This is a genomic window from Brachyspira catarrhinii (assembly GCF_005518285.1).
GTDB lineage: Bacteria > Spirochaetota > Brachyspiria > Brachyspirales > Brachyspiraceae > Brachyspira > Brachyspira catarrhinii.
The window spans coordinates 1-574 of record NZ_SJDU01000735.1 but is presented as its reverse complement, the minus strand read 5'-3'; the positions used below and the strand labels follow the sequence as shown (position 1 = coordinate 574).

Below are 574 nucleotides of genomic sequence, written 5' to 3'. Positions count from 1 at the left end.
GTATTAACCTATAAATTAAGCTAATACCTTTTGAGTTTTTTAATTAACAATTTATTTTACAGGATTTAAATATCCCCAGTTATCACCTTTTTTAGTAGTATCCAAATCATTTTCTGTCATATGAGGATATTGATTCCAGTCAGCATTTTCTGGCTCATTACCGTTTTCATTAACAAATGCTGTTATAGATATTCTATATTTTTCTGTCCAGCTTGTGCTTTTATATCCGTCAAGAAAATAAATATTATCATTTGGAGGCATTATTGTTAAAATACCATATATTTTCTCTATTTTATCTGATGGTTCATTAAACAACATATCACTAGGATCTATATCTTCAGAATATAATGCTTTATCATTTCCTAAATATTTTACAAATGTCCATCTTTTTTCACTATTAACAATTATATTTCCATTTGAATCAAATTCATAATTTACATTACTATTTTGAACATTTCTTCCAGAAATTTTATTTAGCCACTCTTTATTATTATCTGTTGATGAAGTTCCGCCTTGTTCGGTATTATCATTATTTGAGTTATTATAACTTGATCCTGTTTTATTTGCATTATTA

General features: G+C 26.0%; 1 protein-coding gene. It reads right to left on the bottom strand.

Annotation, left to right across the window (positions count from 1 at the left end; all coding sequences use genetic code 11):
* Positions 1 to 51 precede the first annotated feature (51 nt).
* A partial coding sequence (locus tag EZH24_RS14490) for a hypothetical protein (RefSeq protein ID WP_201798611.1) occupies positions 52 to 574 on the bottom strand: 523 nt, incomplete at its 5' end.